17 protein-coding genes and 2 pseudogenes are annotated in these 25,584 nt (G+C 62.2%); 7 read left to right on the forward strand and 12 right to left on the reverse strand.

The annotated features are described in order from the left end of the window. Window positions 1-10: 10 nt before the first annotated feature. Complete coding sequence (gene kbl / locus IV454_RS24925) at window positions 11-1,231, reverse strand: glycine C-acetyltransferase (protein ID WP_206088318.1); 1,221 nt, start codon at window positions 1,229-1,231, stop codon at window positions 11-13. A 214-nt stretch (window positions 1,232-1,445) separates the two neighbouring features. Between kbl and IV454_RS24930 the strand changes: the two genes are divergently transcribed. Further along, entirely contained in the window at window positions 1,446-2,021 is a 576-nt protein-coding gene (locus IV454_RS24930) for a helix-turn-helix domain-containing protein (RefSeq protein ID WP_206088319.1), read from the forward strand. Window positions 2,022-2,060: 39 nt separating this feature from the next. Here IV454_RS24930 and IV454_RS24935 read toward each other — a convergent pair whose 3' ends face one another. Further along, window positions 2,061-4,247 (reverse strand): hypothetical protein, encoded by a 2,187-nt coding sequence (locus IV454_RS24935; protein ID WP_206088320.1) that lies wholly within the window; start codon window positions 4,245-4,247, stop codon window positions 2,061-2,063. A 118-nt stretch (window positions 4,248-4,365) separates the two neighbouring features. Then, window positions 4,366-5,082, reverse strand: coding sequence for a hypothetical protein (locus IV454_RS24940; RefSeq protein WP_206088321.1), 717 nt, complete (start codon window positions 5,080-5,082; stop codon window positions 4,366-4,368). Between the two features lie 266 nt (window positions 5,083-5,348). Here IV454_RS24940 and IV454_RS24945 point away from each other — a divergent pair, with 266 nt between their 5' ends. The 4 genes from IV454_RS24945 to IV454_RS24960 all read left to right on the forward strand — a co-directional run bounded on the left by IV454_RS24945 (window position 5,349) and on the right by IV454_RS24960 (window position 7,493). Next, on the forward strand, window positions 5,349-5,675 hold the full coding sequence (locus IV454_RS24945) for a hypothetical protein (protein WP_206088322.1): 327 nt from the start codon (window positions 5,349-5,351) through the stop codon (window positions 5,673-5,675). Between the two features lie 270 nt (window positions 5,676-5,945). Continuing rightward, the gene (locus IV454_RS24950) at window positions 5,946-6,320 is read left to right on the forward strand and encodes a hypothetical protein (protein WP_206088323.1); all 375 of its coding nucleotides are present in this window, start codon (window positions 5,946-5,948) and stop codon (window positions 6,318-6,320) included. A gap of 120 nt (window positions 6,321-6,440) precedes the next feature. Beyond that, the gene (locus IV454_RS24955; RefSeq protein ID WP_206088324.1) at window positions 6,441-6,830 is read left to right on the forward strand and encodes a hypothetical protein; all 390 of its coding nucleotides are present in this window, start codon (window positions 6,441-6,443) and stop codon (window positions 6,828-6,830) included. 69 nt (window positions 6,831-6,899) lie between these two features. After that, window positions 6,900-7,493 (forward strand): hypothetical protein, encoded by a 594-nt coding sequence (locus tag IV454_RS24960; protein WP_206088325.1) that lies wholly within the window; start codon window positions 6,900-6,902, stop codon window positions 7,491-7,493. A gap of 154 nt (window positions 7,494-7,647) precedes the next feature. Here the strand turns inward: IV454_RS24960 and IV454_RS24965 are convergent, their stop codons facing one another. The 8 genes and pseudogenes from IV454_RS24965 to IV454_RS25000 all read right to left on the reverse strand — a co-directional run bounded on the left by IV454_RS24965 (window position 7,648) and on the right by IV454_RS25000 (window position 19,211). Continuing rightward, complete coding sequence (locus IV454_RS24965; RefSeq protein ID WP_206088326.1) at window positions 7,648-9,822, reverse strand: prolyl oligopeptidase family serine peptidase; 2,175 nt, start codon at window positions 9,820-9,822, stop codon at window positions 7,648-7,650. A gap of 98 nt (window positions 9,823-9,920) precedes the next feature. Then, entirely contained in the window at window positions 9,921-12,281 is a 2,361-nt protein-coding gene (locus IV454_RS24970; RefSeq protein ID WP_307730235.1) for a putative bifunctional diguanylate cyclase/phosphodiesterase, read from the reverse strand. Continuing rightward, on the reverse strand, window positions 12,166-12,975 hold the full coding sequence (locus IV454_RS24975) for a methylamine utilization protein (RefSeq protein WP_307730156.1): 810 nt from the start codon (window positions 12,973-12,975) through the stop codon (window positions 12,166-12,168). The genes IV454_RS24970 and IV454_RS24975 overlap by 116 nt, the downstream gene beginning before the upstream one ends. A 219-nt stretch (window positions 12,976-13,194) precedes the next feature. Next, window positions 13,195-14,580, reverse strand: coding sequence for a tetratricopeptide repeat protein (locus IV454_RS24980; protein ID WP_206088328.1), 1,386 nt, complete (start codon window positions 14,578-14,580; stop codon window positions 13,195-13,197). 231 nt (window positions 14,581-14,811) lie between these two features. Beyond that, on the reverse strand, window positions 14,812-16,830 hold the full coding sequence (locus IV454_RS24985; protein WP_206088329.1) for a TonB-dependent receptor: 2,019 nt from the start codon (window positions 16,828-16,830) through the stop codon (window positions 14,812-14,814). A 97-nt stretch (window positions 16,831-16,927) separates the two neighbouring features. Further along, complete coding sequence (locus tag IV454_RS24990; RefSeq protein ID WP_206088330.1) at window positions 16,928-17,278, reverse strand: hypothetical protein; 351 nt, start codon at window positions 17,276-17,278, stop codon at window positions 16,928-16,930. 21 nt (window positions 17,279-17,299) lie between these two features. Continuing rightward, a pseudogene (locus IV454_RS24995) lies at window positions 17,300-17,952 on the reverse strand (3'-5' exonuclease). Between the two features lie 8 nt (window positions 17,953-17,960). After that, window positions 17,961-19,211, reverse strand: coding sequence for an Hsp70 family protein (locus tag IV454_RS25000; protein WP_054262632.1), 1,251 nt, complete (start codon window positions 19,209-19,211; stop codon window positions 17,961-17,963). Window positions 19,212-19,409: 198 nt separating this feature from the next. Here IV454_RS25000 and IV454_RS25005 point away from each other — a divergent pair, with 198 nt between their 5' ends. Together IV454_RS25005 and IV454_RS25010 are read left to right on the forward strand one after the other, a co-directional pair. Continuing rightward, on the forward strand, window positions 19,410-20,483 hold the full coding sequence (locus IV454_RS25005) for a LacI family DNA-binding transcriptional regulator (protein ID WP_206088331.1): 1,074 nt from the start codon (window positions 19,410-19,412) through the stop codon (window positions 20,481-20,483). A 138-nt stretch (window positions 20,484-20,621) separates the two neighbouring features. Beyond that, window positions 20,622-21,257, forward strand: a pseudogene (locus tag IV454_RS25010) (cbb3-type cytochrome c oxidase subunit I); the annotation flags it as partial. Between the two features lie 172 nt (window positions 21,258-21,429). Here IV454_RS25010 and IV454_RS33470 read toward each other — a convergent pair. Then, window positions 21,430-25,446, reverse strand: a complete 4,017-nt coding sequence (locus IV454_RS33470) for an EAL domain-containing protein (RefSeq protein WP_206088332.1) — start codon at window positions 25,444-25,446, stop codon at window positions 21,430-21,432. Window positions 25,447-25,584: the final 138 nt, after the last annotated feature.

Raw genomic sequence — 25,584 nt, forward strand, 5'->3', positions numbered from 1 at the left:
TCCGTTATTTTTAATGTTCTTGATTCTTGAGAATGCCCAGCTCGCGCCCGGCCTGTTCGAATGCTTTCAATACGGTGTCGAGCTGTTCGCGGGTGTGCGCGGCCGACAGCTGCACCCTCACCCGCGCCTGCCCCATCGGCACCACAGGGTAGAAGAAGCCGCTCAGGAGCACGCCCAGTTCGTACATGCGCGCCGCGAAGCGCTGCGCCACGGGCGCCTCGAACAGCATCACCGGCACCACCGGGTGGGTGCCCGGCTTGATGGTAAAGCCGATGCGCTCGATCTCCTTGCGGAAGTAGGCGGTGTTTTCGTGCAGGCGGTCGCGCAGTTCGGTCGACTTGGAAATGCGCTCCAGCACCGACAGCGAAGCGCCGGCAATCGATGGCGCCAGGGTGTTCGAGAACAGGTAGGGACGCGATTTCTGGCGCAAGGTGTCGATCACTTCCTTGCGCGCGGCGGTAAAGCCGCCCATCGCGCCGCCCAGGGCCTTGCCCAGGGTGCCGGTGATGATGTCGATGCGGCCCATGACGTTGTGGTGTTCGTGCGTGCCGCGGCCGGTCTTGCCCATGAAGCCCGATGCGTGGCATTCGTCGATCATCACCAGCGCGCCGTATTTGTCGGCCAGGTCGCAGATCTTGTCCAGCTGGGCGATGGTGCCATCCATCGAGAACACGCCGTCGGTGACGATGACCTTGTGGCGCTTGCCGGCGGCGTTTGCCGCCTGCAGCTGCACTTCAAGGTCGGCCATGTCGTTGTGCTGGTAGCGATAGCGGCCGGCCTTGCACAGGCGGATGCCGTCGATGATCGAGGCGTGATTGAGCGCGTCGGAAATGATGGCGTCGTTTTCGTCGAACAGCGGCTCGAACACGCCGCCGTTGGCGTCGAAGGCGGCCGCGTACAAGATAGTGTCTTCAGTGCCGAGGAACGCCGAGATGGCTTTTTCGAGTTCCTTGTGCACGGTCTGGGTGCCGCAGATGAAGCGCACCGACGACAGGCCGTAGCCGTATTTTTCGGTCGCCTCGATCGACGCATTCTGCGTTTGCAGGTCGCCCGACAGGCCGAGGTAATTGTTGGCGCACATATTAATCAGGGTGCGGCCATCGTCGGCCACCACTTCGGCGCCCTGGCGCGAGGCCAGCACGCGCTCCGGCTTGTACAGGCCCTGCTCGCGCAAGGTGTCCAGCTTGTGCTGCAGGCCGCTGAAAAACGCACTCTTCGCTTGTTCGCTCATCATTATTCCTCGTCATGTGGTTGCCGGCTTGACCGACTGTTGGACTATGCTGTACCGTGTTCCGGCGTACACAACTTCAACCGCGCCGTGAAATTCCGTTATGTCGAACACAAATTCAATATAATGGATACTACCCAAGGCGAGTGAACTTGGCAAGCCTCGGTTTGCTTATATGTATGGAAATTTTCTGTTTGACCACTGTTGCGAAAACCCGATGAAACCACCTGTATCGAGCAATTCTCCACCTGAAGTAGGCGCCACCTTGCAACGCATGCGGCTGGCGCGCGGCCTGACCCTGGAGGATTTGTCGCGCATCGCCGGCGTGTCGAAATCCATGTTATCGCAAATCGAAAGGGAGAAGGCGAACCCCACGATCGCCATCACGTGGCGCCTGGCCAACGCGCTTGGCGTGGCCATCGGCGAGCTGCTGTCGGCCGACACGCGCCCGGTCGAGACCATCCGCGTGGTCGACGCGCACGAAACGCCGACCCTGCCGGGCGCCCACGCCGGTTACGTGCTGCGTATCCTGGGACCGATGGATCTGGCTGGAAAGTACGAGTGGTACGAGCTGACCCTGGCGCCGGGCGGCGAACTGGCGTCGCAGGCGCACGATCCGGGCACCAGCGAGCATATGACGGTACTGCACGGCAGCATGGAACTGGAAGTGGGCAGCGACAAGAAGAAAATCAAGCTGGGCGGCACGGCGCGCTATCCGGCCGACCAGAACCACGTGATCCGCAATGCCGGCAAGACCGAGGCCAAGGCCTTGCTGGTGGTGGTGCACCGCTGACGGCAACGGGGAAGGCAGGCGCCCTCCCAGCCCGTCCGCTTACGCCGTCGGCAGTTTCAGGCACAGGCCGACAAACGCTTCCGCGCCCCAGCCGACATACCCGCTGTTGACGATGGTGCGGTCGCTCGCACTCAGCCGGATCACATAGCCGCACTTGGGCATGCCACTGGTGTCGAGCCGCCACACGCCGCTCTCACCCGTGGTCGGCACCGTCGGATAGGTGCGCGGCAGCGGCACCGGCGCCACGAAGGTGCCGCCCAGCGCGGGTTGCACCGACAAGCTCAGGCTGCTGAAATGCTGGTCGCTCACCTGATATGTGCCTTCGATTACGTCGCCGATGACGAAATCGGCACAGCTGCCCGCACCTGTTGTTATTTTAAAACTTCCGGCCGGAATCTGAGGCGCGGCATTGTCCAGCCGCACAGTCGAGGGATTGCCGGCATACACCACATTGGCGGCGTCCTTGACTTCCACCCGCACCTGCCAGGCACCGGTCTTGCCGGCGGTTTCCCAACGCGCCAGCACATTACCCAAGACAAAGATTTCGGCATTGCCGGGCGCGCCAGTGTGGTCTTCCTGGTAGGTATAAAAGCCGCTGCCGTCGACCGCCTGCGAGATCGTCGGCAGGAAACTCCACACCCCGTCCAGCAACTGGCTGCGCGCCAGCGGAAAGGTGTTGGCGAGCGGCTGGTCGCCGCTGCCATCGTTGACGATGATCCGGTACTTGAGCGGTCCGGCGCCGCTGCTGATGTCGGTCGGGTTGGCGATATGCCCGGTGATCACGACTTCGCCCCCGAACGGACTTTGCACCGCCGTAAAGCCGGCCAGTTGCGCCGGGCCGCTGGCGTAGCCGGCACCATCGATGTCGGTCAGCGCCATGCTGCCGATGGTTTCGATGATCGGCGGATGGCCGGTCGGCGCCGGCCCCCTGCCCGCGCGGATGTGGACCAGGGTGTCGAGCCGGTTGCCCCACACCGTAACGTAGTAGGGATTGGCACAGGGCGCCGCCACCTGCCACGACAGGATGGCGCGGATCGGCACCAGCACCGGGCCTTGCTGGCAGGTACGGCGGTAGCGGTCCAGGTCGACCGGCAGGAATACCGAATATTCCAGCCCCTCGCGCGGCATGCGTTCGATGTCGTGCACGTTGACCGAGGTGCTGCCGAGGCAGGTTTCGAAGGTGCCGTTGTCGTTGAAGTCGCCCCAGAAGGTGACGAACTCCTTGCTGCCGGCCGTGCACGGGCCGCCCGAGTAACCGTTCGGCAGCTTGATGCGCAGGATGCCGACCAGGGTGTCCTGGGCGTAGTTCAGGCCGATGCAGTCGAGCTGCTCGTAGCGCGTGCTGCTTTGCACGGGGAACAGGCTATCGGCGATGTTGACGTCGAGCTCGGTCAGCGCGCCCGTGAAACCGGGCGCCATGAGGGCATCGGTCAGCTCGGGCTGGCTGACGAGGTCGTGCAGCTCGGCCAGCGCATAGCGGTGCGGTTCGACATCGCGGCCCTTGTACAAGGCTTGTAATTCGCGCACGCCGAGCGCCTTGGGCGGGCTGATCGTCACTTCCTGCTTGAGGTCGATCATTTCGGCCAGCGCGGGCGGCAAGGACAGTTTGGCGTGCTGGAGCAGATCGTCGATCAGGATGATGCGCAGCGGATCGACCCGGATATGGGTATTGTGGATATTGCCCCAGACCGGCACGAAATCGGGCGAATCCGGTGGCGGCGGCACGTTCCACGACAAAATGGCGCGCACCAGCCAGGTATTGTCGAGGAAGCAGAAGCGCTTGGCGGGGTTGATGCGCAAGGTCACCGCGTATTCAAGGCGGCGGCGCCCGGTGCTGCCTTCGGGAATGTCGAAGGCGGAAAAGCTGGTCAGGCCGGCATCCTGCCAGCTTGCGCCGTCGTCGCGCGACAGATAAAAGCGCACATATTCCTGCGAGCCAGACGAACAGATGCCGCCGCCGTAACCGTTCGGCTGGAAGATGTAGACCACCGCGTCGAGCCGGTTGAACTGGGGCTGGAAGCCGACACAGGCCAGCCGTTCGTAGGTGGTGTTGAGTTTGATGTTGAGGACGGGCGGAAACGGGCTGGCCTCGATATTGCCGAAGTAATTCGGGTTGGCCATGACCAGCGCGCGGAACCTGGTGCGCTCTTCGGGCACAACGGGCGGCGGCGCACTCCTGGCCACGGGTGGCCTGGGCGCTTTGCGTCCGGGATCATCGGTTTTCATTATGGTTACTCCTCATGGGTGGGGTACACAGCGCAGTGTGAACCGCCCCAAGAAGAGCTCGCTTATCGCACGTCAAAACCCGACAGCGATGCCTGGTTTCAAAAATTGACGTGGAAAATCAGTACCTTGCGGCGATCATGCGCGTCAGGACCAGCGCCGCCAGTGCGGCCAGCAAGTGCTTGAGCGTATGGCCGCTGAGTGCGTGGATGGCGGCGAGGATGGCGCCGTCGGCCAGTTCGCACAGCTTGGCCAGCACGTACAGGCCGATGGCTACCCCAAACGCACGCCGCTGCGCGGGCGCGGCGCCGCTCTGCCATTGCAGCACCGGGATCAGCACGAGCGGAGCGAGCTGGATCAGCAGATAGGGGCCGAGGTTGCCGGTGGCCGACCACCAGAACACGCTGGCGGCGCCCAGGGCGCACAGCGCGGCCAAGGTGGGCAGCGGGGCGAAGCGCGCGGGAAAGGCATCGTCGAGCGCGGCGGCGAGCAGCGCCACGCAGGCCAGCGGGATGCGCAAGCGGTCCCAGAGCAGGCGCGTGTCGTCCGGGGCCAGGTGGTACCAGGATGAGCCGAAGGCAGTCAGCAGGATGGCGGCGAAGAACATCGCGTGGGCGGGCCGGGCCGGACGCACGTGCAGCAGGCCGTAGAGGCCGATGATGAGGAAGCCAAGGTTCGACAGCACGTCGGCGGCGTTGCTCAGGCCAAACGTGGCGCGCTGGTCGGCAAAGTGGTGGTAGCCGGCCGGTTGCAGGATGGGTCCGGCCAGCAGCATGGCGGCGGCCAGGAGAACGGCAACATAGCCGGCGACGTTGGGTCGGGCGCGGGTGAGCTGCATGACGGTCCTTTGCGGTGGAAAGGAGCTCACTGTGGCCCTTGCGGCGCGCGTGCGGGAAAGGATGGCGGGAGGTACCGGCGGACAGGACAGACAGTGGCGGATGTCGATACCTTGCCTGACTACATTTGCGGTCCGGACACTCCGCCCGCCCCGATTGAGCGGGCATAAAAACAGCGTCCGGCGAGCTTGTTTTTTCTTTGAATCGCTTTTTATCGATCACAAATACTGGAGGTCTTCCCACCCGGGCCAACCCAAGGAGAAGCATCATGAACGTCACGCTGACTATCAGCCCTGCCGAAAACCAGCCAGGCAACTATCTGGTCGTGCTCAACGGGGATGGCTCCTATCACTCGGTCAACAAGAAAGTCGGCGCCCGGATTCGAGGGGACGATGAGTGGTTCGACGACACGCTCTTCAGCATTTGCGGGACCGGCATCGAACGCGTGGGGGGAGACGGCAGCTTTACGCTGTCGAACACCGTGTCCGCCAACCAGCTGAACGAAGACTGGGGGCAGGATGAGATCTATGCCCTGGTCAGTGTCGAAGGACTTAGTGGTTCTTTCAAAAGCAACCCGGTCAAGGGCGACTTCTGACCCGGAAAGGTGGCGCATCGCAGTTTCCGCCGTCAATGGCCAAATCGTGGCTACGCCCGCTGTTGCATGCGACGCGTTAAGTCGAAAAAATATGGCCGCTCAGAAAACAGGAGAATTGATCGGTGCTCACGCCGGGTGCGTCCGGCCGGATGGTCAAGTCGACCATGCTCGTGTAGAGTGCGCACTGCTGACCGACCATTTCCGGCGTGAAGCGGACACCCGAACCGCAATGTCTCAACCAATAAAATTGTCTTCCTGGCGAGCCGCCGAATGAGTATTTCACACGCACTTTTAAGCTTTGCGAACGTACTCGAAGTGGCGGAACTTTGCGCCAGCGATCCCTACGAAAGGCAAAGCCAACTGGTCGCAGAATGTCGAGCAATGAAGATGCCATTTCTAGCCTCGATGCCATTGCGGCATAGATTTTCGTGCCCGGTCTGCGGGTTGCAAAGGGGAGAAGTTGAATTGCATTTTGAGGACCCGAGACAAGTGAGAGAAATGCCATCGGACCAAGGTATGTGGGGCACGCCAGCTGGACAGTTCTACCAAGATTCCTTTTCATCCATGCATGCGATACTTGTGCATGGAGCAGATGTGCCGATCAAATTGCAAACACTGCTTTCTGGCTTGGCAGAGAACGTGTGAATCCAGCGATCCACAGTCGCCGTCCGTACGCGGATAAAGGCGCACATACGCTCGCCAGGCAAGGGAAAGAGTTCGGCCAGAAGCGGACTTCGAACATTGCGACACATGAAACGATAGCCTATGCATTTGCCAACCACAGCAGACGAACGGTTTGATTTCCTCTCAACACTTCAATCACGCCTGAAGCCCGAAGGATTCTGGCTTACTGATTTCTTGGCGCAGCGCCTGCACGATGTTGAATGGACTTTTTGCGGTGGTGTGACGGAAGACGGGACCACTGTCAAACTATGTGCAGAATATTGTCGAGACCTGCTGCTGGCTTTGCAAGCGGGCAAAGTCAATTGTGACCAAAGCCTGCAAATGGCAGCGATTTCTGCGTCCGCAAAGGCAGAGGTTCAAGAACTGTTCATTTTGGAGACGTCAGTAGACGCCAATCAAATAACGACGTTTCATGCTTGTAGTGCTGTTTCTGCCTTTCTACAACTTGTGTACACACTTGATTCTGGCTAAAAAGACCCAGTTCGGCCATGAGCCGACGTTCGCTAGCGCGGTCGGTATTACTTCAGAGATTATAAATTGATGAGCAATCCAAAACTCCTACCAGCCCAACTTCAACGGGCAATGCAATGCGCCGCCAGGTGCGACGCCACGGTCACGTCCAAAGAGTGGCTACGCACGTTCGGGTATGACGAAGACTGGTCGGATGGCATCGCGATGGCAAAATATGACAACGGCGCGGGCGACCACGTCATCGCATTCTTTACATCGGACGGCAAGGCATTGATCAAAGGTTTTGATCATGAATCAGAAGTCAGTCCGCATGCGCGCGACGAGTATGCTATCTGGCCCGGACTCTATGAGGGCATCCCCGCGGATCTCTTAAGTGTCGTACAGGATGAGGCCGTCGAATACGAGGACGTGACATTTTGCTTCTGGAGCGCCGACGGTACATCCTGGACGACTGGAAACGCGCGAATTCCCGAAGGCATGGATGATGGCTCCACATGGCTGTTAGGCATGGTTCAGATGGATGCGGAAGAGTTCATCGAATGGGCGAAATGTTACTATGAGAACGGGTTTGATCTGATAGGGGAAGACGGCGTGTCCGCAGAGTTCAAAAAAGGCACAGTTGAGCCCGGACGGGACAGCCAACGCGGTGGGCGTGGCACATAGGAGGTGCGGGTAAGGGACGCTCGCAGCTGCTATAGTGAGAGTGAACCGGGTGATGGTCACAGCCCCTCCGCAATTCAGGCACCAGCAATTATGCCAACTCAACATCATCCCCTCGCCGCCTGGCACGGCGAAGCACGGCGAAGGGACGACAGGTTTACTGCGCCGCCACCTTGGCCGGCTCGTTCATGTGCAAGGCCCGGCTCAGGAAACCCCAGCGGTCCGCCACTTCCTCGATCTGCTTGGTGGTCGGCTTGCCGGCGCCATGGCCCGCCTTCACATCGATGCGGATCAGGATCGGCGCGCTGCCCGCCTGCGCCGCCTGCGCCGCCGCCGCGAACTTGAAGCTGTGCGCCGGCACCACCCGGTCATCGTGATCGGCCGTGGTGATCATGGTCGCCGGATAGCACGCGCCCGCCTTCAGGTTATGCAGCGGCGAGTACTTCACCAGTGCCTTGAATTCGTCCGCGTTTTCCGACGAGCCGTAGTCCGAGGTCCAAGCCCAGCCGATGGTGAATTTATGGAAGCGCAGCATGTCGAGCACGCCCACTTGCGGAATGGCCGCGCCGAACAGTTCCGGACGCTGCGTCAGCGCCGCGCCGACCAGCAAGCCGCCATTGCTGCCGCCGCCGATGGCCAGTTTCGCAGGTGACGTGACCTTGTTGGCCACCAGCCACTCGGCCGCGCCGATGAAGTCGTCGAACACATTCTGCTTGTGCAGCTTGGTGCCCGCTTCGTGCCACGCTTCACCGTACTCGCCGCCGCCGCGCAGGTTGGCCACCACGTACACGCCGCCCATTTCCATCCACGCCAGATTGGCCGGCGAGAACGACGGGGTCAGCGAAATATTGAAGCCGCCATAACCGTACAAGTAAGTCGGGTTGCTGCCATCGAGCTTGAGCCCCTTCTTCGAGACGATGAACATCGGCACCTTGGTGCCATCGCGGCTGGTGTAGAACTGCTGGCGCGTTTCGTAGGCGTTCGGATCGAAGTCCACGCTCGGCTTGCGGAACACCGTGCTCGCGCCGGTCTTCATGTCGAGGCGGTAGATCGTGGTCGGGTTGGTGAAACCGGTGAACGAGTAAAAGGTCTCGCTGTCGCCACGCTTGCCCTTGAAGCCGGATACCGAGCCGATGCCCGGCAGCGCGATCTCGCGTACCAGCTTGCCCTTGCGGTCCATCACCTTGACCATGCTGCGCGCGTCGGCCAGGTACTCGGCGATGATCTGGTTGTTGACCATCGAGGCGCCGACCAGGGTTTGCGCCGTCTCCGGGACGATCTCTTTCCAGTGCTTCTCGGCCGGCTTGCGCGTGTCGATGGCGATCAGGCGCGAACGGGTAGCCTTCTTGTCGGTGCTGAAGTAGAACACCGGACCGTCGTTGTCGATGAAATTATACGAGGCCTCGAACTGGTCGATCAGCGGCACCACCTTGGCGCCCGGCTTGGTCAAGTCCTTGTAGAAGATGCGGTACTTCGGCGCAGTGCCCTTGCTTGCGGTGATGATCAGGTACTTGCCGTCATTGCTGACCTCGCCGCCAAAACCCCATTCCTTCTCATCCGGACGGTCGTAGACCAGGGTATCGTCGCTCTGCGGCGTGCCGATCTTGTGGTAGTACAGCTTCTGGAAGTAGTTGACACTTGCCAGCTTGGCCGCTTCTTCCGGTGCGTCGTAGCGGCTGTAGAAGAAGCCCTTGCCATCACGGGTCCAGGACGCGCCGGAAAACTTGACCCACTTCAGGTGGTCGTCCAGGTCCTTGCCGGTGTCGATGTCGCGCACTTTCCACTCGTTCCAGTCCGAGCCCGATGCGGCGGTGCCGTAGGCGAGGTATTTGCCGTCCGGGCTCACGGCGGTGCCGGCCAGGGCCACGGTGCCGTCGGCGGCCAGGGTGTTCGGGTCGAGCAGCAGGCGCGGCTCGTCGCTCAGCGACTTCATGGTGTAGAGCACCGACTGATTCTGCAAGCCGTCGTTGCGGCTGTAGAAATAGCGGCCGCTTTCCTTGTACGGCACGCTGTAGCGCTCGTAGTTCCACAGCTTGGTCAGGCGCTCCTTGATGGCGCTGCGTTCGCCGATCTGGCCGAGGTAGGACTGGGTCACCTTGTTCTGGGCGTCGACCCATTCCTTGGTCTCAGCGCTGTTGGCGTCTTCCAGCCAGCGGTACGGGTCGGCGATGCTGGTGCCGTGATACATATCCTGCTGATCGATTTTTTTCGTGACCGGATAGGTCGTCGGCGTGCCGCCGGCCGCGCAGGCCGGGGTCTGGACCTGGGCCATTGCTTGTCCGCCGAACGCGGCGAGCAGGCTGGCGACGAGGACTGCATGTCTCATTTGCATGGTTCTGTCTCTTGATGGAATGGGCAACTTTGCCGGGAAAGATAATAGCGCGAAATCCGGGTCGTGGCGATGGCCATCCCCGCATCACGCCATGCGAATCAGGCCGAACCGACCGTGTCGGAATACGGCAGCGCCGACCTGGCCGGCGGGACCCAGGCAGCGATCCAGCCCACCAGCTTGTCGGCGGCGATCGGCCGGCTCATGAAATAACCCTGGCCCTGGTCGCAGCCGAGCGCGGCCAGCAGGCGCCACACCGCTTCGCTCTCGATGCCCTCGGCCACCACGCGCAAGCCCATGTTGTGGCCCAGGTCGATGGTCGAACGCACGATCTTGGTGTCGCCGATATCGTTTTCCATGTTCAGCACGAAGGACTTGTCGATCTTGAGTTCATCGACCGGCAGGCGCTTGAGGTAAGCGAGCGAGGAGTAGCCGGTGCCGAAGTCGTCGATCGACAAATCGACGCCCATTGCGTGCAGGCGCTCCAGGGTCTGCTGGGCGCGCACCGGGTCATCCATGATCGCGCTCTCGGTGATCTCCAGGCAGAACGAGCCGGCCGCCAGCTGGTGGCGCGCGAGGATCTCCTTGAACTTGGACGGCAAGTCCTGGTCGAGCAGGTCGCGCGTGGACAGGTTGACCGATATCTTCAGATGAATGCCGCGCCGCTGCAAGTCGCTGCACAGCGCCGCCGACTGGTCGAGCACCCAGCGCGTGAGCACGCGGATAAAGCCGGTCTGCTCGGCGAACGGGATGAATTCGTCCGGGAACACATTGCCACGCTCGGGGTGGGCCCAGCGCACCAGCGACTCCACGCCCACCACCTCGCCGCTATCGAGCCGGATCTTGGGCTGCACGTGCAGGCGGAATTCGTTGCGCTCGATGGCGTTGCGCAGCTCTGTGAGCAGGCTCAGACTCTTGGCGCTGGACTTGTCCATCGCCGAATCGTAGGCCACGGCGCCGTCGTTGCGCTGCTTGGCCGCGTACATCGCCACCTCGGCCATCGACAGCAGCGATTCGGGATCGGCGCCGTTGATCGGAAAGGCGGCCATGCCCAGGCCGGCGCCGATGTCGACCGTCTGGTCTTCCAGCGAGAGCGGCACTTCGAGCGCGCTCAGGATGCTGGCGGCGACCTTGTACGCATGGTCGATCGACGACGCCGGCAGCAGCACCGCGAATTCGTCGCCGCCCAGGCGTGCCAGCTGCGCTTGCGGCTCGGTCTCGCCGAGCAGCGCGCGCAGGCGCTCGGCCACCTTTTGCAGCAGGGTGTCCCCGAAGACGTGGCCCATGACGTCGTTGACGTGCTTGAAGCGGTCCAGGTCCATCATCAGCACGAACACGACTTGCTCGCGCTGGCGCGCCGTGGCCAGCGCCTCGCCCAGCTGCACGATGAACTGGGCACGGTTGGGCAGGTCGGTCAGCGAATCCCAGTAGGCGAGGCGGCCGATTTCCTGTTCGCGCTTGGCGATCCCGTCGCGCATGCCGGCAAAGGCCTTGGCCAGCGCCCCGATTTCATCCTTGCGTTCGAGGTCGATGCGGCCATCGTAGTCGCCCAGTTCCATGCGGCGCGCGGTACCGGCCAACAGGCGCAGCGGCTGCGCGATGCGCATCGCCGTCACCACCGCCACCGCGCACGCGACCAGGGTGGCCACCACGGTGAGGATCATCAGGGTGCGCTGCAGGCCGGTGTATTCGGCGATGGCGTCGTCGATCGAGCGCGCCAGCACCACGTCGGCGCGGCGCACGCCATCGACACCCACCGTCAGCCGGCGCGCGCTGTAGTGGATGCCGCCGAGCTCGAGGTCGAAGGGGCGCGCCAGGTTCTCGGGCAACGCCTGTAGGGTGCGCGCCACACCAGGCATGAGCGCGGCCGGCAGGGTCGATTCGCATGGCGTCCAGGTCCCGTCCGGCTGGCGGGTGAGGATCGCCACTTCCAGCTGCGACAGTTCGCGCATGTCGAGCACCAGCTGGCGGTCCAGATGAAAGCCCATGACCACCCACGCGATGGTGACCGGCGCCTTGACCGGCATGATCACCACCTGCACCGGCCGTTGGTCGACAATGGCGACGGCGCTGACGCCATCGTTTTGCTCGGCCTTGTCGAGCAGGCCCAGGACCAGCCGTTCGAGCGAGCCATTCTTGACGATGCCGTTTTCGACGGTGACGCGGCGTTCGCCGTCGATCAGCATGGTCAGGTCGGCGCGCGCGCGCCGCCCGCTGTTGGCCAGGGCCGAGGCGATGGTGGCGCGGTCGTCCTCGTCGCCGTTGCCGATGGCTTGCACGAAGGCGGTGTCGCGCGCCAGCACCTGGGCGGAAAAGCGCTGCTTCTGGGCGTTCTGCTCCATCAGCTTACGGAAGACTTTTTCGCCGTTGACCAGTTCCGTGGCGATGCTGGAGCGCGCATTGGCATTGATGCCATGCTCGATCACCACCAGGCCGATCGCCTGCACGGCCACGATCAGCACCAGGAACAGGGCGACGATGCGCCCTTCCAGGCCGCCCAGACGCGCCGTCATGCAAATAAATCGCACCGGGCGCGTCCGGGTCCGGCAGCGGCGGTTTCATGGTGAGCCTGACACTGACCGCGGTGGCGCCGTCGCCGGCCATGACCGCGACGGCCTGTTCGACGGCGCCGCCGGCCATGTTGAAATGCCAGGACGTGAGGGTGTATTTACCAGCCGCCGGCAGCTCGATGCGGGCCGTGCCGGCGGCGTCGGTCTTGGCGAAGAACGGCGTGTCGACCACCTTGATGTAGGCCAGCATGCGGTCGTGGATATTGCAACCGAGCACGACGATGCCGGCCTTGTCGAACACCTGTGGCATGGCTGCCACGCCGGAGTACAGCTTCTGGTCGAATTTCTTGGCGGGCGAGAAGGAATAGATGTGGTGCTTGACCTTGTCGTTGTTCGGGAACGACACCCGGCTGCCGGTCTGGATCACCGAGACCAGCGGCACGAACCTGAGGCCGCGCTGTTCGATCTCGGCCGGCTTGAGCGGCTTGGGCAGGGCCGCGGCGCCGTCCGGCTCGGCCGTCACGACCACGTCGGCCAGCGGCTTGCCGCTGCTGTCGCTGACCTGCACGGTCAGCGCGGCGGCGCTGGCAGCGGCGCTGGAGAACGCCATCCCGGCCAGGCTGATCAGACGAAGTAATGTGTTCATGGGCGCGCATCCAATGTGGGCAATCATCCCGCCGACGGACGGGACGGGTGCGAGCCTATTGTAGCGTCTGGAAGAAAGTTCCGAGCAGAACTTTCAACGGAGTCGGCGGACAAGGGAACCATGGAATTTCGGCCCGGCATCAATGGCTGCGGCGGCAACTTGCCATGATGAGCACGATCGTGCGCGGCGCGCGGCCGCGCGGCGCTACGGGACGCCCCCTCACGGCGCGCCGCGTCCGCCCTTGCCCAGGCCGGCGTGGGCGATCAGCCACTGGCGCGACTGGTCCAAGGCCGAGCCGATCTCGGCCGGGGTGAGACGGCGCGCCACGATGGCCTTGTTGGCGTTGGCCGTCTCGTCGCCGGCGTCGGCCGCGAGCAGCATCCACATGTAGGAACGCACGGCGTCGCGCGCCACGCCGCGCCCGCTGTTGTACATGCCACCCAGGTTGTACTGGGCCAGCGCATGGCCCTGCTCGGCCGCCTGGGTGTACCAGTAGACGGCCATCGCATCGTCCTGCGGCACGCCCTGGCCGTTGGCGTACATCACGCCCAGGTTGTTCTGGGCGCTGGCGTCGCCCTGCTCGGCCGCGGTGCGGTACCAGTGCGCGGCCTGGCCATCGTCGCGCGGCACGCCCTGGCCGCTGGCGTAGATGACGCCGAGATTGAACTGGGCGTTGGCCGCGCCCTGTTCGGCCGCGCGCCGGTACCATTCGAGCGCGCGGTACTCGTCGCGCGCGGTGCCGCGTCCGTTGGCGTACATGCTGCCCAGATTGTATTGGGCCAGCACATGGCCCTGCTCGGCCGCGCGCGCGTACCACTGCAGCGCCCGGTGTTCATCCTGTTCGGCGCCCTGGCCGTTGGCCAGCATCACGCCCAGGTTGAACTGGGCATCCTTGTCGCCCTGTTCGGCCGCGCGCTGCAGCCAGGCCACGGCGCGCAAGGGATCGGCGCGCACGCCCGCGCCGTCGGCATAGGCCACGCCCACGTGGCGCTGGGCCATCGGATTGCCCTGGGCGGCTGACTGGCGGAACCAGCACAGGGCTTGCTCGTCGCTGGCCTCGACGCCTTGGCCGCGCTTGTACATCAGCCCGAGGTTGAGCTGGGCCACGGCGTCGCTTTGCAGGGCCGCCTTGCGAAACCAGTTCATGGCCTGCTCGTAACTGACCGGCGCGCCCTGCCCGGCCAGGTAGCATTCGGCCAGCAAGGTCTGGGCGCTGGCCGAGCCCTGCTCGGCGGCGCGGTAAAACCAGGCCAGCGCCTGTGCATGATCCTGTTCGACGCCCTTGCCCTTGCGGTACATCAGCCCCAGGTTTTGCTGGGCCGAGGCGTCGCCCTGTTCGGCGGCGTGACGGAACCAGCGGGCCGCCTCGGCATCGTTGCGGGCCACGCCGCGGCCGTGGTAATACATCGATCCCAGATGGTTCTGGGCGAACGCCAGTCCCTGCTGGGCCGCCTGGCGCAGCCAGGTGAAGGCGTGCTCGTAATCGCGGTCCTTTTTGTAGATGAGGCCCAGGTTGAACTGGGCGTAGGCATTGCCGCGTTCTGCAGCCTGGCGGAACCACATGAAGGTTTGATAGTTCTCGCGGGTAGTATTCTGGCGGTCCATGCTTCATCCTCCGGCGCCAACGCCGTTGAAACTGCAGAATTATTGGGCTGCAACAGGCAATAAGCGACCTGAGAAGTATTGCTAAAATTTTAATAGGACAAGCGTGCCGGAGTTTGACTGGGAACAAGCGGACCCGCAGGTTGGCACGTTAGGCGGCATGAAAAAACCCCGCTGAGATCGCTCTCGGCGGGGTTTGGTTTCGGCCTGAAACAAATTCGGACTTGTGCCCGCTTAAAATTTGGTCCGAACGCCGAACAGGAAATTTCGGCCGGGCAGTGGCGAAACCTCTTTTAATACCGAGGTCGACAGGCGAATGTCCTGGTTCAACAGATTGCGCCCGATCATGAACCAGGTCAGGTCGGCATTCCCGATATGCTGGGTGTAGGAAAGATTAGCGCCGAGCTGGGTGTAGCCGGGGGTGGCATCGTGCTCGAAACTGGCGAGCCGGTCCTGGCGTTGGGCGCGCAGCAGCGATACCCCGGCGCGCACCGGGCCGCTGCGGTAGCCGAGGTCGGCGCCGATGCGCGCGGCCGGTTGCAGCGGCAGGCTGCCGCCCTGGTCGAGCTTGCCGCGCGAGCTGTCGGCAAAGGCGCGCAGGGACAGGCCCTCGCCGTGCTGGTTGTAGCTCACTTCCGCTTCGGCCCCGCGGATGCTGGCGCCGGCTTGCTGGTAGATGCGCTGCAGCAGTTCGTCACCCGGATTGCCTTCTGCATCGACGCGCGCGCCGCTGATATTGCCGTAGATGAAATCCTTGACCTTGTTCTGGAACACATTGGCCTTCCAGCGCACCAGGCCGGATATTTTCTGCAAGGATAGCTCGATATTGCGCGAGGTTTCCTTTTTAAAGTCGGCGTTGCCGATATCAAAAGTCTGGGTGGCGTCGTGCGGACCGCCCGAATACAGTTCCTCGGTGGCGGGCGCGCGCTGGGCCACCGACACCGTGGCGCCGGTGGCGTAGCCGGGCATGAACGGCCACATGGCGCCGACCGAGTAGGAACCGAGGTCGAACTGGCGCTCCTGGTGGGCCACCGGCTTGCGCTTGACCGATTCCAGGCGCGCGCCGGCGTTGAGCTTGAGCGGGCCGATGTCGGTTTCCTCGACCAGGAAGGTCGCGGTCGAGGTCGAGCGGGTCACGGGCACCGTGTCCGGACCGCCTTCGGCGCTCAGGGCGCTGAAGTGGGCATTCTCGGTCTGCATGCCGACGGTGCCGTGCCAGCCGGCCAGCGGCGCATGGGTCAGCTCGGCGCGGGTTTCCAGCGAGCGGTTCTTGAACAGCACTTCCGGATGGTTTTCCTGATCCAGTTCGGCATGGTCATAATCGGTATAGCCGAACTTGACCTTGATGTTCTCGACCCCTGCGAACGGCTTGTTGAACAAGCTGTCGGCATCGTAGCGGATCTGCGACTGGTCGATCTGCGAACCGGCCAGGGTCGGAATGCCGTAGCGGTTATTCAAGGTGGCCACCGACACCCCGGCGTGTCCCCAGTCGCCGACCAGGGAGGCGCCGGCGCCGAGCGTATCCTGGCGGGTGAACGATTGCGGCAGGTGGCCCGAGGCCGAGGCCGGGTCGCCCAGCATCCGGTTGTCGGGAATCTTGTAGTCGTCGGAACGGCGGATGTTGCCGTCCAGGTGAAGGCCGATCTGGCCGACCGCGGCATCGACCGCGCCCGAGGCGCCGCGGCCGCGGTCGACCGTGCTGTAGCGGGTTTCGAACTGGCCGGACGGATGGGCTTCGAGCGCGGCCGGGATGCGCTCGTTGACCACGTTGACCAGGCCGCCGATGGCGCCCGAGCCGTACAGCAAGGCGGCCGGGCCGCGCAGGATTTCGATCTGGCGCGCCACGGCGCCGTCGGCCGAGACCGCGTGGTCGTTGGACAGGCCGGAGACGTCGGCCACCGCCATGCCGTTTTCCAGCATTTTCACGCGCGAGCCTTCCAGCCCGCGGATGATGGGGCGCGAGGCGCCGGCGCCGAAGCCGGAGGCGGACACGCCGAGTTCCTGCGACAGGGTTTCGCCGAGCGAGGAACCGAGCTTGTCGCGCAATTCGTCGCCGGCCAGGATCTTGGCTGGCGTCAGGATCTGGTCGCCTTCGGACTTGCCGAAAGGCGTGGCGGTGACGACCACCTTGGGCACGACGGCATCGGCATCGGCGGCGGCGGAAGCGGCGCCGGCCACCTGGGCGTTAGCGTGGTTGAGGGCAGACAGGGCGGACAGGATTGCGCTGGCCAGCAGGGTACGTTGGACATTCATGGATAAAACCTCAGGCAAAACAAACAATGACAGACAGGCGCACGCGGACAGGCCGCGCGCGGCCTGGCGTATGCACAAGAAACAGGGAATGCGGCTGTCAGGCCTGAGGTGGTCCGCGCGGTTCGAACGCGTTAAGCGTGCGCGCGCGCGCCGCCTGGGGAGAAATCGATGCGGCCAGGGTCAGGCCGGCATCGGCCAGCACGAAGCCGTGCATGTGGCTGGCCAGCGGTCCGGCCAGCTGGGCCAGGGCCAGGCACTGGTCGCAGCTCTGGTCGCGCGCGATGGCGCGTGAAAGCCCGCTGCCATCCTGGTCCGGCTGGGCTTGGGCCGATGCCTGACCACTGGCGGACCCGCTGCTCCAGTGCGACATCACGTGCGTGGTCGCCATCTGCTGCGAGAGCAGCAAAAGAAGCGACAACAGGATGCGAATGGCGAGCCGGCGGGTCATGGTGCCAATATTGTAAAGCGATCAGGCACTTTGCGGCGGTTTTTTTGCCAACAGTTCCGCGTCGGCCATCTGGCGCAGGTAAGCGGGCACCTTGGCCGCGCTCAGTTTGTTCATCGACACCAGCAGTTGGGGCGCTAGCGACGCGAAGCCATAGGCGTGTCCCAGATGGCGCGCGATGTGGATCAGCACCTCGGCCGCCACTTCGGCATCGGACTCGGCGCGGTGGCGGCGCTGCGGAAACGGATCCCCAGCTGGCCCGACAGCAAACCCAGCTTGTAGCTCGACAAGCCGGGAAACACCCGGCGCGACAGCTTGAGCGAGCACACCAGGCCCTCGTGCGCCGTCGCCAGCCCCAGCCGTTCGGCTTCGGCCTTGAGGAATTTCTCGTCGAAACTGGCGTTGTGCGCCGACAAGGCATCGCTGCCGATGAACTCGAGCAGTTGCGGCAGCACCCGTTCGACCGGCGGCGCGGCATCGACCATGGCCTGGGAAATGCCGGTCAGCTCGGAAATAAAATACGGAATGCGCGCGCCGCAATTGACCAGGGACACGTAACGCTCGGTCACCCTGCCCTCGACGATGCGCAACGCCGCCACCTCGGTGATGCGGTCGCCGTTGGCCGGCGACAAGCCCGTGGTCTCGAAATCGAGCATGACGATCGGTTTGTCGAACACGGCGCGCCTTAACCGAACTTGCGCACGGCGTCGAGCGCGAGGCCGGCGCCGATGCTGCCGAACAGGTCGCCTTCGACCTTGCGCGCCTTCGGCACCAGCGCGCCTATACGCTCGCGCAACATGCGCACGCCGCTCGATCCGCCGGTGAAGAACACGGTGTCGACCGCATCCGGCGCCACGCCGGCATCAAGCAACAGCTTCAGCACCGTCTGGTCGATACTGCCGACCAGGTGATGGATGGCATCGTCGAACTCGCTGCGCTGGAGCAGCAGGTCGACCGGGGGCGACAGGCGGTCCAGCGCCAGGGTGGCGCTGGCGGCGTCGGACAGGGCGATCTTGCCCTCTTCCACCTGCATCGCCAGCCAATGGCCGGAGCGCTCCTCGATCAGGCGCTGCAAACGCCCCAGCTTGTCCGGTTCGCGGGCGTCGCGCGCCACGTCGGCCAGCTGCGCCGCGGCTTTCTTGGTATAAGCCAGGTTGATGGTGTGCCAGGTCGCCAGGTTGAAGAAATAGCTCGATGGAATCGCGCTATTGTTATTGAGCAGGGTCTGGTAACCGAGGAGGGGCATCACCGACGCCAGGCTCAGGTATTTATCGAAATCGGTGCCGCCGATGTGCACGCCGCCGGTGGCCAGGATATCGTCGCGCCGCTCGGCCTTCAAGGCCCGTTCGGGCGACAGGCGCACCAGCGAAAAGTCGGACGTACCACCGCCGATGTCGGCAATCAGCACCAGTTCCTCGCGCCGGATCTGCGACTCGTAGTCGAACGCGGCCGCGATCGGCTCGTACTGGAAAGCGACGTGCTCGAAGCCGACCGAGCGCGCCACCTCGGCCAGGGTATCCTCGGCCAGGCGGTCGGCGGCCGTGCTGTCATCGATGAAGAACACGGGACGGCCGAACACGGCCGAGTTGAAGCTGCGCCCGGCCTCGCGCTCGGCGCGGCGCTTGACCTCGCCGATGAAGTGCGCCAGCAGCATGCGGAACGGCAATGCGCGCCCGCCGACCTCGGTCTGGCCATCGATCAAGCTGGTGCCGAGCAAGCTCTTGAGCGAGCGCATGAGGCGCCCCTCGTAGCCGGCGAGATAGCCCGCCAGGGCCGCGCGGCCATAGCTGACCTCCTCGTCCTCGGCGTTGAAAAACACCACCGAGGGCAAGGTCGCCTTGCCATCCTCGAGGGCGAGCAGAGCCGATTGACCGGGGCGGACCCAGCCTACTGTTGAGTTTGACGTTCCGAAATCGACGCCGCAAGCATTCGCCATGGTACCCTTTAGATTAAGGGGCGGTATTGTACCAGAGTGCGCCTGAAACGGGCACTCCCGTGCATTGTCGTTATGGCGCAACTGAAAAGCATGCATTCTACTCTGAGCAAATCTCTTTTCAGTAAGAATTATTTCCATGTGGAAAATTTATGGTCTACACTGGGCAATCCAGCACGGATTGTTATCCAGAAGAAATTAATGACCCCGACCCCCGCGCCGCTGCATCCCAGCATTGACGACCTCAAGGAGCTGATCCACAGCGAAGCGCGCCGCGTCACCTCGTACGACGTGGCCAGCGCGGCCGGGGTGTCGCAGTCGGCCGTGTCGCGCTGCTTCAAGCCGGGCGCGAGCGTATCGAAAGCGACCTTCGCGCGCGTGATGCAAGCCGCCGCCGAGCTCGACTACACGCCGAACGCTGCCGCGCGCAGCCTGATCACGCGCCGCTCCAACCTGATCGCGGTAGTGCTGTCGGACATCGTCACCCTGCACTACCCCCAGATCTTGTCCGAGCTGAGCCGGCAATTCGGCCAGCAGGGCATGCGCGTGCTGCTGTTTTCGCTGGCGCGCGAAGGCGATATCGGCGCCACCCTGGCCGACGTCTGGCAGCACCAGGTCGACGGCGCCGTGCTGGCGGCCACCCTGAGCGCCGCGCAGGCCGCCGAATTCGAGCGGCGCCGCATTCCCTTCGTGCTGTTCAACCGCACCCTGGGCGAGCGCAAGGTGAACGCGGTCATGTGCGACCAGGTGGAGGGGGCGCGCCTGCTGGTGTCGCGCCTGGCGGCGGCCGGCCACAAGTGCTTCGCCATGATCGACGGTCCGCACGACTCTGCCATCGCCCAGGACCGCAAGCGCGGCGTGGCTGGCCGCCTGGCCGAACTGGGACTGGCCGCGCCCCTGATCGTCAGCGGCGACTATGACTATGCCAGCGGCGGGCGCGGCCTGCGCGAGATCATCGCCGGCCTTGGCCGGGTGCCGGACGCGGTTATGTGCGGCAACGACATCATGGCCATCGGCTGCCTGGACACGGCGCGCCACGACCTGGGACTGGACGTGCCGGGCCAGCTGTCGGTCACCGGCTTCGACGGCATGGCGCCGGCGGCCTGGCTCAGCTACAACCTGACCACCCTGCGCCAGCCGGTGCAGACCATGACCCTGGCCGCCAGCGCGATGCTGACCGGCCTGATCCGCACGAGCACGGACTACCCTGGGCGGCGCGTGTTTTCCGCCACTGTGGTCGAGGGCGCCACGGCGCGGCTGGGACCGGGCGCCTGAGATCAGGCCGCCAAAAGCGGCAAAGAGTTCCCGTCAAAACGCCTGCGCTTGAGCGGCGCCAATGAGCGCGAGCCCGTCAATCGTGCACCGGGGCCGGCCCGCTATAGTCATCCATGACAGCGATGCATGGAGAGCCTGATGAGCGTGACGATCCTTCCCGGCCACGGCGAGCTGGCCGGCGACGAGCAGCATGCGCAGCCGCGCGGCTGGCGGCGCTGGCTGTATGCGACCAAGCACAAGGATATCGGCACCTTGTATCTGTGGTTTTCGCTCAGCATGTTCATGGCCGGCGGCGTGCTGGCCCTGCTGATCCGGCTCGGACTGTTCCAGCCCGGCCTGCAATTCTTCAATCCCGAGCTGTACAACCAATTCGTCACCGTGCACGGACTGGTGATGGTGTTCGGCGCCATCATGCCGGCCTTCGTGGGCTTCGCCAACTGGATGATTCCGCTGATGATAGGCGCGTCCGACATGGCGTTCGCGCGCATGAACAATTTCTCGTTCTGGCTGCTGGCGCCGGCCGCCCTGCTGGTGCTGGGCGCCTTCTTTACCGGCGGCGGCGCGGCGGCGGCCGGCTGGACCATGTATCCGCCGCTGTCGGTGCAGATGGGCGCCGGGATGGACCTGACCATCTTCGCCATCCACCTGATGGGCGCCTCATCGATCATGGGCGCCATCAACATCATCACCACCATCCTCAACATGCGCGCGCCCGGGATGGGCCTGATGAAAATGCCGCTGTTCTGCTGGACCTGGCTGATCACCGCCTACCTGTAACGGCTCACGTTTCAAACCTGTCGTGCCCGCATTCGACGCCAATTTTGGCTCGGATTAACTGCAGATGACAAGCGATTCGTGTTCACATTAACTGCAAATGAGCTTGCGTTCATCGACACCGGCTCGCATTTGATTGTCGCGTGCTCGCATTTACTGCACATGATGGCAGTCAATCCCACAGGGGCGCTGGAGGAAAGTGACATTGGAGTACACTTGCCGAGTCAACAGATGGCTGAATTTTAATCTGTTCAAGCAATATCTCGAACTCTTTCATCGGCACCGGGCGGCTGAACAAGAAACCCTGATAGGCGTTGCAACCGTTCTCGGCCAAGAATGTCCGCTGGGCGTCTGTTTCAACGCCCTCAGCAATCACAGCAAGGCCAAGCGTGTGCCCAAGCGCCAAAATCGTGCGGGCAATCGCAGCGTCATTAGAATCATTCAATACATCGCGAACAAAAGACCGGTCGATCTTCAATTGATCCAGTGGTAATAGTTTTAGGTAAGCCAGAGACGAATAGCCGGTACCAAAATCGTCGAGAGAAAATCCCACACCGTGTTCTTGCAAGGCCTTCATTTTATTGATGATGTCTTCCGTATCATCGAGCAAGAGACTCTCGGTGATCTCGAGCTTAAGTCTATGCGGATCAGCACCAGTCCGCGCTAGCACATCGAGCAACTGTTGGACGAAGTCCGGTCGGCGAAATTGGCGACTACTGACATTGACTGCCATTGTGAGAGCCGCCGTGTCTGGCTGACAGGCCCATCTTGCCAGTTGGATGCACGCGGTTTCCAACACCCAACTACCCAATGGCAAGATCAATCCTGATTCCTCGGCCCGCGGAATGAACTCGCCCGGAGGCACTAAGCCGTGTAACGGATGGTTCCAGCGAACCAGTGCTTCCGCGCCGGTCACTTGGCCTTCTCGATTGACCTGGGCTTGGTAGTGCAGGATGAATTCTTCCTTATACAATGCCTTGCGCAATTCGGCTTCCATCTCCACATGCGCGGTGACTGCAGCCTGCATGTGCGGCTCGAAAAAACGCAGCGCATTGCGACCCGCCGCTTTGGCCTGGTACATCGCCAGGTCTGCACGCTTGAAAAGCTCCTCAATATCGTTCTGACGTTTTGAAAACAAAGTGATACCAATGCTGGGTGTGCTGCGGTATTCCTGACCGTCAAGAATGTAAGGTTGGTTGAGCGCTTCCAATATTTGGTTTCCTACTGTTCCGGCTTGCGTCGCCGCCTGTTCACTATCTTCACTCAGTTCTTCAAGCATCACCACAAATTCGTCGCCACCCAGGCGCGCCACGGTGTCCCCCCCACGGACGCACAACGGCAGTCGTTCGGCGACCTGCCGCAATAACGAATCACCCTGATCGTGACCAAGGGTATCGTTGAGCGTCTTGAAATTGTCGAGGTCGATGAACATCAGCGCACCTAAGCGTCCGCTGCGTGAGCTGGTCGCTAATGCCTGCCGTAATCGGTCCATCAGCAGCCGTCGGTTTGGCAAGTTTGTAAGGGTATCGAAGAACGCCAGCAGCCTGATTTCTTCTTCGGCCTTCTTGCGCGTGGTGATATCGGTCTGCGTGCTGACATAGTTGGTAACGACCCCATCGTCGTTTTTCACTGCGGTAATCGTCAGCCAGTTGGGAAAGATTTCACCATTCTTCCGTTGGTCCCATATTTCGCCATGCCATGAGCCATCACGATCAATGCACTCCCATATTGCTGCAAAAAAGCTCGTGTCATGACGGTCTGAGTTGAGCACGTGCGGCGTCAGACCGACCACGTCTGCGGAAGAATAGCCAGTGCTTTCGGAAAATGCACGGTTAACGCGCAAGATCACAGTCTTGGCATCGGTAATCATCATGGCCTCCTGCGCGTCGAATGCAGTGGCGACGATTCGCAATTGCTCCTCGGCCCGTTTTCGCTCGCTCAGGTCAAAAAACTGGATGAGCAAATGTTTCTCGTCGTTGAGAAAGGTTGGTACGAGATTGCACTCAACCCAAAGTTCCTTGCCGAATGAGCTTAAAACGTGAACCTCACGTCGATGGAGTCGTTCTTGTTCGATAGCGGTTCGGCAGTCTTCGAGCAGCCCGGATTCTTGCCAAGCAACGATATCGTTATAGTTCTGCGCCAATAATGCTTCGCGCGTGGCGCCAACGAGACTGGCGTAAGCGTCATTGACTAAGGCACACTGGCCGCTAGCGGCATAGACGCCCATCGGCAAGGGCGAATGAAGGAGAATTGCCTTGTTAAAATCAAGAGTGCTCGCCAGTTCACGCGTGCGATCAATTACTCGCTGTTCGAGCGTGTCACGTTCCAAGGTGCGTTCATCGAGCGCCACACTAAGTCTCCGCTCGCTTTCGAGTAGCTTTTTCTTGATTTCTGCCTCAACGCTCATGTCCCGGATGGTTTTCGCGGCGCCGACAATAGCACCTTGGGCATTCCTGATCGGTGACACCGCAATCGACACATGAATCAGCTCGCCGTTCTTACGACGCCGGACGGTGGTGAAGTGCGAAATGTTGGCTCCAGCCGCAATCTTGGCGAGAATATCCGCTTCTTCTGCAGCGGCTTCGGAGGGAACGATTAGGCTCAACACGGTTTGGCCGATCGCCTCAGCGGCCGTATATCCAAACATCAATTCGGCAGCATGGTTCCAACTGTAGACAACACCATCGAGCGTTTTGCCAATGATTCCATCATTCGCACTGTCGACGATTGCCGCCAGCCTTCCGCGCTCGGCCTGCGCCGCACGAACTTCGGAAACGTCCTGGATCGTTGTGAGACTAAACGTCACTCCATCGATTGCCACATTATCAACGTTGATCGAGAGGTCAATCACGGCGCCCGACTTCGCGTGGTACGCGCATTCGAAATTTCGAACCGAACCGTGCTGCTGCAGTGCCGCTGCGATCCGCGCTCTTGCATCGATGTCCACTATACGCAGATTTAGGCTGGTCTTCCCGACAACCTCTTCCTTCGAATATCCAAACAATCTTGCAAAAGCGTCGTTTACACTCACCGTGGTGTCTTCCGGCCATTTCGTTAGTGCGATCGCGAGGGGCGTCGTCGCGAAAATGGCGGCATTACGTTGCTCGCTCTCGCGCAGGGCGTGCTCGGCCAGCCCGCGGTTGTATTGAGTTTGTCGAAGAATGTCCGTCGCGTTTCTCAACTCTATGCCGAGATCAGCTGCTTCCTTGAGCGCAAGAGCCGGCGTCGGTAAAATCTCACCCCGACCAAGTGCGGCTGCCTGCGGCCCTAACGCACGAATGGCGTCGGTAATGCGCGCCCCGGCGTATCGTGCAACCAGGATGCCGGTAAACAGCAGTACAAGCACTCCGCCGGACGTTAGCCACAGCGAGCGCCATAAGCCGGCGGTAATGGATGCCGTCGGCACGCCGATCGCAACCGACCATCCGGTTGCAGCAGAGCGGCTGTACATCGAAAACACACGGATGCCATCGAGCGTCGTCACTTCAATTATTCCTTCGGGCTTGATCGCCATGTTCCGCAGCAGCTCTGGCGCGCCCTTCTTGCCTATGAATTTGTCAGCCGCCTTGTTGCGCGCAACAATTGTCCCTCTGCTATCGAAGATCGCGACGACCCAGTCGTTTGGAATATTTTGTGCCACCAGTATTCTTGAAAAAATAGCTGGCCATATGCCAATATCAAGGGCGTACAGAACTTTTCCATCCCTGATAACCGGTGTACTGACGCTAAGAACTTCCTTTCTGGTAACGCCGCCCCAAAAGAGATCAGAAATGGCAGGTTTGCCACTCGCAAATACACGCGCCAACTGCGCGTCGTTGCCATGGCGGGGAAGGACGCTGCCGTATGGTTTCAGAGTATTGAGCAACTGCTGACCACTGCGATCCGACAGAACAAAGGTAAAACCTGACGTGTTGGGCAACACTTCCTGTGCCTGCCGGTGAAACCCTGCCAGGTCACCGTCCGTGAGAAAACGGGAGTGTGTGAGTGTCTGTGCAGTACTTCGAAGAGCGCCAAGTTCACCGTCAACCACCAGCATCATGGCACGCGCCGTCGTCAAGGTGGACGACGTGACGCTGTCGCGGCCGTCGTAATATGCCTTGAGCGAAAATCCGATCGCGATCAAGCATGCCGGAACAACCAGAGATAGGACAATCAGGAAAAGAATTTTCCGAATGGTGTAGGTTTTCATTTGCCCGTGCGCGGTTGTGGCCATGCAAATTGTCAGCAGATTGTATCGTATCAGTACACCCGAACGGGCCATTTTGGCGAGACGAACATTTCGTCTCAATAGGGTTGTTTTTCCGTTATCGGCATGGTAATTTGAGCA

Source organism: Massilia antarctica, from assembly GCF_015689335.1.
Lineage (GTDB): Bacteria > Pseudomonadota > Gammaproteobacteria > Burkholderiales > Burkholderiaceae_D > Telluria_A > Telluria_A antarctica.